10 protein-coding genes are annotated in these 8,250 nt (G+C 69.3%); 5 read left to right on the top strand and 5 right to left on the bottom strand.

Annotation, left to right across the window (positions count from 1 at the left end; all coding sequences use genetic code 11):
- Positions 1–151: 151 nt before the first annotated feature.
- From ACFW16_RS35625 to ACFW16_RS35605, 5 genes are all read left to right on the top strand, one after another.
- Positions 152–607 carry a hypothetical protein gene (locus tag ACFW16_RS35625; RefSeq protein WP_380313850.1) on the top strand — a complete coding sequence of 152 codons (456 nt, stop codon included), beginning with the start codon at positions 152–154 and terminating at the stop codon, positions 605–607.
- A 458-nt stretch (positions 608–1,065) separates the two neighbouring features.
- The gene (locus ACFW16_RS35620; protein ID WP_380313849.1) at positions 1,066–2,868 is read left to right on the top strand and encodes a methanol/ethanol family PQQ-dependent dehydrogenase; all 1,803 of its coding nucleotides are present in this window, start codon (positions 1,066–1,068) and stop codon (positions 2,866–2,868) included.
- Positions 2,869–2,962: 94 nt separating this feature from the next.
- Complete coding sequence (locus ACFW16_RS35615) at positions 2,963–3,514, top strand: c-type cytochrome, methanol metabolism-related (protein ID WP_380313848.1); 552 nt, start codon at positions 2,963–2,965, stop codon at positions 3,512–3,514.
- Between the two features lie 10 nt (positions 3,515–3,524).
- Positions 3,525–4,361, top strand: a complete 837-nt coding sequence (locus ACFW16_RS35610; RefSeq protein ID WP_380313847.1) for a substrate-binding domain-containing protein — start codon at positions 3,525–3,527, stop codon at positions 4,359–4,361.
- Positions 4,362–4,412: 51 nt separating this feature from the next.
- Positions 4,413–4,961: a PQQ-dependent catabolism-associated CXXCW motif protein gene (locus ACFW16_RS35605; protein WP_380313846.1), complete on the top strand. Its 549-nt coding sequence runs from the start codon at positions 4,413–4,415 to the stop codon at positions 4,959–4,961.
- A gap of 2 nt (positions 4,962–4,963) precedes the next feature.
- Here the strand turns inward: ACFW16_RS35605 and ACFW16_RS35600 are convergent, their stop codons facing one another.
- From ACFW16_RS35600 to ACFW16_RS35580, 5 genes are read right to left on the bottom strand one after another with little or no spacing between them, the layout of a single operon-like run.
- On the bottom strand, positions 4,964–5,263 hold the full coding sequence (locus ACFW16_RS35600; RefSeq protein ID WP_380313845.1) for a type II toxin-antitoxin system RelE/ParE family toxin: 300 nt from the start codon (positions 5,261–5,263) through the stop codon (positions 4,964–4,966).
- A 16-nt stretch (positions 5,264–5,279) separates the two neighbouring features.
- Positions 5,280–5,564, bottom strand: a complete 285-nt coding sequence (locus ACFW16_RS35595) for a type II toxin-antitoxin system ParD family antitoxin (protein WP_380313844.1) — start codon at positions 5,562–5,564, stop codon at positions 5,280–5,282.
- 55 nt (positions 5,565–5,619) lie between these two features.
- On the bottom strand, positions 5,620–6,372 hold the full coding sequence (locus ACFW16_RS35590; protein ID WP_380313843.1) for an ABC transporter ATP-binding protein: 753 nt from the start codon (positions 6,370–6,372) through the stop codon (positions 5,620–5,622).
- On the bottom strand, positions 6,369–7,151 hold the full coding sequence (locus ACFW16_RS35585) for an ABC transporter permease (protein WP_380313842.1): 783 nt from the start codon (positions 7,149–7,151) through the stop codon (positions 6,369–6,371). The genes ACFW16_RS35590 and ACFW16_RS35585 overlap by 4 nt, the downstream gene beginning before the upstream one ends.
- Positions 7,141–8,076, bottom strand: coding sequence for an ABC transporter substrate-binding protein (locus tag ACFW16_RS35580; RefSeq protein ID WP_380313841.1), 936 nt, complete (start codon positions 8,074–8,076; stop codon positions 7,141–7,143). Before ACFW16_RS35580 ends, ACFW16_RS35585 begins: the two co-directional genes overlap by 11 nt.
- Positions 8,077–8,250: the final 174 nt, after the last annotated feature.

Genomic DNA, 8,250 nt, shown 5'->3' with positions numbered 1-8,250 from the left:
GGATCGGCCTCAGCCGACTGACTGGCCTCACGCAATCGATCGCCGGCTCTGGCGGAGAAAACCCCCTCCCCCTACCCCCCTCCCGCGAGGGGAGGGGGGACTCAATATTTGCGGCCTGGACTTCCCTGGCCAAAGGCGGAGGCGGCGCCCCATGACCGGCGCGGTCCCCGCGGCGCTGGTGGCGAGCCTGCTGACCGCCGTCTCCGGCTATACCGGCTATGCCGTGCCGGGCGATCCGCCGGTCGTGATGATGGTGCCGCATGCGGCGCTGGAGGCGATGGCCTGCGACCATCCCTGCGCCGTGATGGGCTATGCCGAGCCGAACGGCGCCATCGCGCTCGACGACTCGCTGCGCATCGGCGTCGACCCAGCCGACACCAGCATCCTGGTACACGAACTGACCCATTTCCTGCAGCGCGCCACCGCGGGCGGGGCGGCGGCGGCCGATTGCGACGCCTGGGTCGAGCGCGAGCGCGAGGCCTATGACGTGCAGTACCGCTGGCTGCGCGACACCGCGCCGACCATGCGCGAGTTCTCGATCCGCCTCGCCCGCCTCGGGCCTCATCCGCTGATCCCGCCCTGCCGGCCCGGCCAGCCCATGCCGTGAGCGGCGCCGCGACATGATTGGGCCGGCATCGCGGAAGTATTGCCTTCGTTCTCGAACAAGCACGGCCGCCGCTTTCTTTCGCGCCGCAAAAACCCGGTCGAGGCCCTGTTTTCACTGCCGCGCCGCCAGCCACGCCCCGACCGTTCTCCGCACCGCCGGCCAGACTGCGGAATCAATATTTGGAGATTGTACCTTGGTATAATTCAAGTATTTTGTTCGCAGTTGCGAAATTCCGATTTCCTACCAAAGAACAATACGATTTTGTGTGTTTGCAATTGACTGGGATTTGGATGTCTTCGCAAAGTGATGGCGGTCGTCTTCCGAATGAAGCACCAACCGGCCCGGAGACGAGGCCATGACGACCGGGCCCGATGGCGTGAACGACCGTCGAGGCGGACCTCCGGCATGCCGACGGCATCGCCGCGGGTCCCGCATCGCGATCAATGGGAGGATAGCGAATGCCCAGATTGCTGCGCGTTTCCGGGACCGCCTTGGCGCTTGTGCTCGCGCTGGCGGCTGTGCCGACGATTGCGTCGGCCAATGACGAGCTGCTGAAGCTGCAGAAGGATCCCAACCAGTGGACCCAGCCGGCGGGTGACTATGCCAACACCCGTTACAGTGCGCTGAAGCAGATCACCACCGAGAACGTCAAGAACCTGCAACCCGCCTGGACCTTCTCGACCGGCGTGCTGCGCGGCCATGAAGGCGGGCCGCTGGTGCTCGGCGACATGATGTACATCCATGCGCCGTTCCCGAACACGGTCTACGCCCTGGACCTCGCCGACAACGGCAAGATCGTCTGGAAATACGAACCGAAGCAGGACCCGAACGTCATCCCGGTGATGTGCTGCGACACCGTCAACCGCGGCGTCGCCTATGGCGACGGGCTGATCTTCCTGCACCAGGCCGACACCACGCTGGTGGCGCTGGACGCCAAGACCGGCAAGGTGGCGTGGAGCGTCAAGGACGGCGACCCGACCAAGGGCGAGACCGGCACCTCGGCCCCGCTGGTGGTCAAGGACAAGGTGCTGATCGGCAATTCCGGCGGCGAGTTCGGCGTCCGCGGCCATATCTCGGCCTACGACACGAAGACCGGCAAGCTGGCCTGGCAGGCCCATTCGATGGGCCCCGACGCCGACACGCTGATGGACCCGGAGAAGACCACCGCGCTGGGCAAGCCGGTGGGCAAGGATTCCGGCATCTCCACCTGGCAGGGCGACCAGTGGAAGATCGGCGGCGGCACCACCTGGGGCTGGATCTCCTACGATCCGGAGACCAACCTGATCTATTACGGCACCGGCAATCCCAGCACCTGGAACCCGGTGCAGCGGCCCGGCGACAACAAATGGTCGATGACCATCTTCGCCCGCGACGCCGACACCGGCATGGCGAAATGGGTCTATCAGATGACGCCCCATGACGAATGGGACTATGACGGCGTCAACGAGATGATCCTGACCGACCAGAAGTTCGGCGGGAAGGACCGCAAGCTGCTGGTCCATTTCGACCGCAACGGCTTCGGCTATACGATGGACCGCGTCACCGGCGAGCTGCTGGTGGCCGAGAAATACGATCCAGCGGTCAACTGGGCCAGCAAGATCGACCTGAAGACCGGCCTGCCGGAGCGCGACAAGAAGTTCTCGACCGAGGCCAATGGCGAGGACGTCAACTCGCAGGGCATCTGCCCGGCGGCGCTGGGGTCGAAGGACCAGCAGCCGGCGGCCTTCTCGCCGGAGACCGGCCTGTTCTACGTGCCGACGAACCATGTCTGCATGGATTACGAGCCGTACAAGGTGGCCTACACCGCCGGCCAGCCCTATGTCGGCGCGACGCTGAGCATGTATCCGGCGCCGGGCGGCGACCATCTCGGCAACTTCATCGCCTGGGATGCGGAGAAGGGCAAGATCGTCTGGTCGATCCCGGAACCGTTCTCGGTGTGGAGCGGCGCGCTGGCCACCGCCGGCGGCGTCGTCTTCTATGGCACGCTGGAGGGCTATCTGAAGGCGGTCGACGCCAAGACCGGCAAGGAGCTGTACAAGTTCAAGACCCCCTCCGGCATCATCGGCAACGTCAACACCTTCACCAGCAAGGGCAAGCAGTACGTTGCCGTGCTCTCCGGCGTCGGCGGCTGGGCCGGCATCGGCATGGCGGCCGGGCTGACCAATCCGCAGGAAGGCCTCGGGGCGGTCGGTGCCTATCAGTCGCTGTCGCAATACACCCAGCTGGGCGGGACGCTGACCGTCTTCGCCCTTCCCGACTGAAGCCTCCCTGTGCCTCGGAGGCGGGCTTCGGCCCGCCTCCTCTTTCTCCGGCCCCTGCCACGCCGACATGCCATACCATCCGAGAGGATCGAGGATGCCTTTCCGTGCCTTCCTGTTCCGCACCGCCCTCCTGACCGGCGGCCTGATCGCGATCGGCGGCTTCGCCGCCGCGGGCTTCGCCCAGGACAAGAGCAGCGACCCGGCGGGGCAGCAGCCCGCGGCCAATGCGCCCGCGGCGCCGGCAGAGGGGGAGGAGAAGCCCTACAAGATCGCGGCGGACGGCACGGTCGAGTGGCCGGTCTACAACGGCTTCCGCCGCTACAACGGCATCTGCTACGTCTGCCACGGGCCGGATGGCGAGGGCAGCAGCTTCGCCCCCAGCCTGGTCGATTCGCTGAAGACGCTGTCCTTCGACCAGTTCATGGACACGGTGGTGAACGGCAAGGAGACGGTGAACACGGCCAGCGACAAGAAGATGCCGGCGCTGGGCACCGATCCGAATGTCATGTGCTACATCAACGACATCTACGCCTATCTCAAGGCCCGGTCCGACGGTGCCGTGGGGCGCGGCCGGCCGGCCAAGTTCGAGAAGAAGTCCAAGGACTATGCCGACGCGGAATCCTCCTGCATGGGAACGCCCGGCTAGGGCGCCCGTCATGCCCCTCTTCACACGGCGCATCGCGGCGCTGGCCCTCTTGGCCGGCGCCGTCCTGCTGTCCGGGCCCGGCCGGGCCGAGCCGCCGCGGCCGGAGGCGATCGACCGTTCGGCGCTGAGGGTCTGCGCCGACCCCGCCAACCTGCCCTTCTCCGACGACAAGGGCGAGGGCTTCGAGAACCGGATCGCCGAGCTGCTGGCCGAGAAGCTGGGCGTGCTGGTGCGCTACACCTGGTACCCGAACTCGACCGGCTTCCTGCGCATGACGCTGCGCGCCCGGCGCTGCGACCTGGTGATGGGCATCGTCGCCGGGGCCGACCTGGTGCAGAACAGCAATCCCTATTACCGCTCCGGCTATGTGTTGGTGACGCGGCGTGAGGACAAGCTCGACGACCTGGCCGGCCTGGCCGACCCGCGGCTGAAGACGCTGCGCCTCGGCATCACCGCCGGCACGCCGCCCGCCAACCTGGCGGCGCGCGACGGGCTGATGGCGCAGGCCCGGCCCTATCCGCTCTATGTCGACAGCCGCTACGACGCCCCCGGCAAGCAGATGATCGACGACCTGGCGGGCAAGCAGATCGACGTCGCCGTGCTGTGGGGACCGATCGGCGGCTATTTCGCCAAGCAGCATGGCGACGCGCTGGTGGTGGAACCGCTGGTGAGCGAGTCGAAGGACACGCGGCTCGACTTCTACATCACCATGGGCGTGCGGCCGGGCGAGGCCGACTGGAAGAACCGGATCAACGGGCTGATCCGGGACAACCAGGACGCCATCACCGCGATCCTGAAGGAGTACGGCGTGCCGATGCTGGATGCGCGCGGTCAACCCATGCTCTGAGAGCCCGTCCGACAATGCTACTGGCATTCTCGAACGGGCTCTGAGGCCGGCATGTTCCACCCCCTGCTCCGCCTCGCCGTGCTGGCGGCCTGCCTGGTCGCCGGCCCGGCTTTGGCGCAGCCGGCGGAGCCCGACGGCTACCGCATGGATAACTACCGCGCGCCGGTGCCGGCGACGCTGCAGGGCGCCACGGTGGTCGACGCCGCGGCGGTGGAGGCGCTGATCCGCGGCGGCCCGGTGGTGGTGATCGACGTGCTGCCGCAGCCGCCGCGGCCGGACAAGCTGCCGCCGGGGACGCTGTGGCGGCCGCCGGAGCGGCGCGACATCCCGGGCAGCATCTGGCTGGCCAACACCGGCTACGGCGCCCTGTCGGCCGAGATGGAGGCATACTTCCACGACGCCCTGGCGGCGCTGACCTTGGGCGACCACGCCCGGCCGCTGGTGTTCTACTGCGACGCCGAATGCTGGATGTCCTGGAACGCCGCCAGGCGCGCGGTGGCCGAGGGCTACACCGCCGTGCACTGGTTCCCCGGCGGCGTGCGGGACTGGACCGCCGGCGGCCGCCCCACCCTGCCGAACGCGCCGCTGCCGGTGAAGTGATCTCAGGGCTCTTCGGCCTGCAAGGCTGCCTCGACGTCCTGGCCGCCATAGAACACGCCGAGGATGGTCACCACCCTATCGTTGAGTGTCAGGCCGATCGTCACGCGGCGCCGGAACCCAAGGAGCCTGAGTCCCGGTCGGAGGTCGTCGCGCCGCGTGCCGCGCTCCGGGAAGGTCGAGAGCGACCGGCAATATTGGACGATGGCCGTCGTGTAGCGCTCTGCAACCGCAGGCGATGCGGCCTCGGAAATGCGTTGATGCAGCGCCAGCAGTTGCGCCTTCGCCTGCGGCGCGAAGATCACTCGATACGCCACTTCCCTAGCCGGCCTTGGTCTGGCGCTTCGTCGCCGCCTTCAGCGCTTCCAACACCTCTTCCGAGCTGAACCCTTTCGAGGGGTCGGCCTTCATCTCGTCATAGGCGGCCACGACTTCGGTGCGCAGCCATTTTTCGAGTGCCTGATCGCGGGCCTGCAGGGCGCGTAGGCCATCGCGGATCACCTCGCTCTCGCTGGCGTATTCGCCCGAGGCGACCTTGGCCCGGACCATGTCCGCCATTTCGTTCGGAAGGGTGACGCTGAACTGCTGGGTGGTGCGCAACTGCACCTCCGATCCTGCTGAATAGGATGGAACACTATCACAAGATCCGGCGAAAATGCAGTCAGGCGCTATCCGCCGGCTCACCCTCCCCCGCCGGCACGGCCAGGCCGGGGTCGAAGCGCAGCAGGGCATCGACGATGGCATCGATCCGCGGATCGGCGGGGTCGCGCGGATGCGGCAGCTCGATGCCCCGCTGCAGCGACACCCGGCCGGCGCCCTCGGCCAGCACCACCACCCGGTCGGCCAGGGTCACCGCCTCGCGCAGGTCATGGGTGACCAGCAGCACGGTTGGCCGGTGCCGGCACCAGTACTCCGCCAGCAGCGCGCGCATCCGGCCGGCCAGAGCGTGGTCGAGCGACACCAGCGGCTCGTCCAGCAGCAGCAGGTCGGGCTCGACCAAGAGCGCCCGGGCCAGCGCAGCGCGGCGCTGCATGCCGCCGGAGAGCTGGCCGGGCCAGGCATCCTCGCGGCCTTCCAGCTCGACCGCCGCCAGCAGCGCGCGGGCCTCGGGCTCGGCGGCGCGGCCGGCGACCAGGAGCAGGTTGTCGAGCAGGCCGAGCCAGGGCACCAGCCGCGGGTCCTGGAACACCGCGGCGCGGCGGCGCGGCGGCCCGTCCGGCCAGTCGATCCGGCCCTGATAGCCGGAATCGAGGCCGCCGATGATGCGCAGCAGCGTGGTCTTGCCGCGGCCGGAGGGGCCGACCAGGGCCACAAACTCGCCGGCCCCGATCGACAGGTCGACGCCGTCCAGCACGTCGCGCGGCACCGGGGCGGCGAAGCGCCGGCGGATGCCCTGCAGCGCCAGGCCGATCACGGCGACCGCCAGCGGCCGGCGGCGCGGTCCAGCGGCTGCAGCAGGAAGGCCTCGATCGCCAGGATCACGGCGATGAACACCAGCGTGTAGGCGAGGATCCCGGCAATGTCGAAGAAGTTGAAGAAGCTGCGGATCTGGAAGCCGACACCGTCCGGCCGGCCGAGGAGCTCGACCACCAGCACGATCTTCCAGGTCAGGGCGAGGCCGGAGCGGGCGGCGGCCATCAGGCTGGGCGCCAGCTGCGGCAGCACGATCCGGCGCAGCACCCGGCCGCGCGGCACGTCGAACAGCTGCGCCATCTCCATCAGCGGCCGGTCGAGCGCGCGGGCGCCCTCGCGGGTGATCGCCACCACCAGCGGCGCCTTGTTGACCGCGACCGCGATCACCGCCGCCCATTCGTTCAGCCCGAACCAGACGTAGCAGAGCACGATGGTGACCAGCGCCGGCATGTTCAGCGCGATCACCAGCCAGCCGTCGAACAGCTCGTCCAGTAGCCGGCTGCGGCCGAGGGCGATGCCGATGGCGGTGCCGAGCAGCATGGCGGCGGCGAAGGCGGCCAGCACCCGCGCCAGAGTGATGGCGACGTTGTAGGGGAGATCGCCCGCGACCATGTGCTGCCAGGCGGAGGCCGCGACCTCGGCCGGCGGCGGCAGCACGGCGCTGTCGGCCAAGAGGGCGGCGAACTGCCAGATCGCCGCCAGGATCGCGAGGGAGAGCAGCCAGCGCCAGCGCCGCAGGCCCGATGCCGTCGCGGCGGCCGGCGAGGCGTCAACCGCCATGGCCGGGCCAGAAGGTGCCGGGCGGCAGCGCCGTCAGCCCGCCGACCGCGGCCGGGGTGATGCCGGCCATCAGGCGCAGGGCGGCGGCCGCCGCCATCTCGTCCGCCGGGCTCGGCGGCGCCGGGATGCCGGCGCGGTAGCCGTCGCGCAGGGCGGCGAAGACGGCGTCGTCCTCGGCCTGCATCTCGGGCCTCAGCCGCTGCCACAGCGCGTCGTCCGTCTTCATCGCGGCCTTGGCGGCGAAGGAGGCGTCGAGGAAACCGCGCGCCAGGTCGGGATTCTGTGAAGCCCAGCCATCGCGGAACACCCAGCCGAGCAGCGGCGGCGGCCGGTCGATCCCGAGCTCCGGCAGGATCTGCGCGATCTCCACCACCGGCCGGAAGCCCTTCGCGGCCAGGCGGGCGGCGAACTGCCAGAAGTTCAGCACGGCGTCGAGATCGCCGCGCAGCGCCAGCTGGTTCAGGAGCGGCGGCGCGGCGAAGTTGACGGTGGCGGCGCGCGGCAGGTCGATGCCGGCCTTGCGGGCATAGGCCTGGATCAGCACCCAGCTCTTGTCGTCCTCGCCGCCGGCGACGCCGAGGCGCTTGCCGGGCAGGTGCCGGATGGTGCGGATGCCGGTCTTGGGGTCGGCCATCAGCGCGCCGACGGTCAGCGAGAACGGCACGAAGGTGACGTCGCGCCCGGCCTGGCGCTGCCGCGCCACCCAGATCCAGTCGGTGACGATCAGGTCGACCGCGCCGGACTGGAAGGCGACGGCGGTCGCGTCCTTGTCGGCCAGCACCAGCGGCTCGAGCACGAAGCCGTGGCGGCGGTCGAGCCCGTCGCCGATCACCGCCAGCTCCCAGTTCACCGTGCCGAACTGCAGCGTGCCGACGCGGACCCGCGGCAGGTCCTGGGCGCGGAGGACGGCGGGCGCGGCCAGCATCGCGCCCCCGATGAGGACACCGCGGCGGCCGACCAGGGGCGGCATGCGAGACACCATGACTGAGGCCCATTCCCGAAGCTGTCATGCCCGGGCTCGACCCGGGCATCCAGGGATTGTCGACACCCTCTGGATTGCCGGGTCAAGCCCGGCAATGACAAGGAGGGGGAAGCCGTC

This window comes from Inquilinus sp. NPDC058860 (assembly GCF_042743185.1).
Classification (GTDB): domain Bacteria; phylum Pseudomonadota; class Alphaproteobacteria; order DSM-16000; family Inquilinaceae; genus Inquilinus.
The sequence above is the reverse complement of the archived record's forward strand: the minus strand, read 5'-3'. Positions and strand labels throughout refer to the sequence as shown.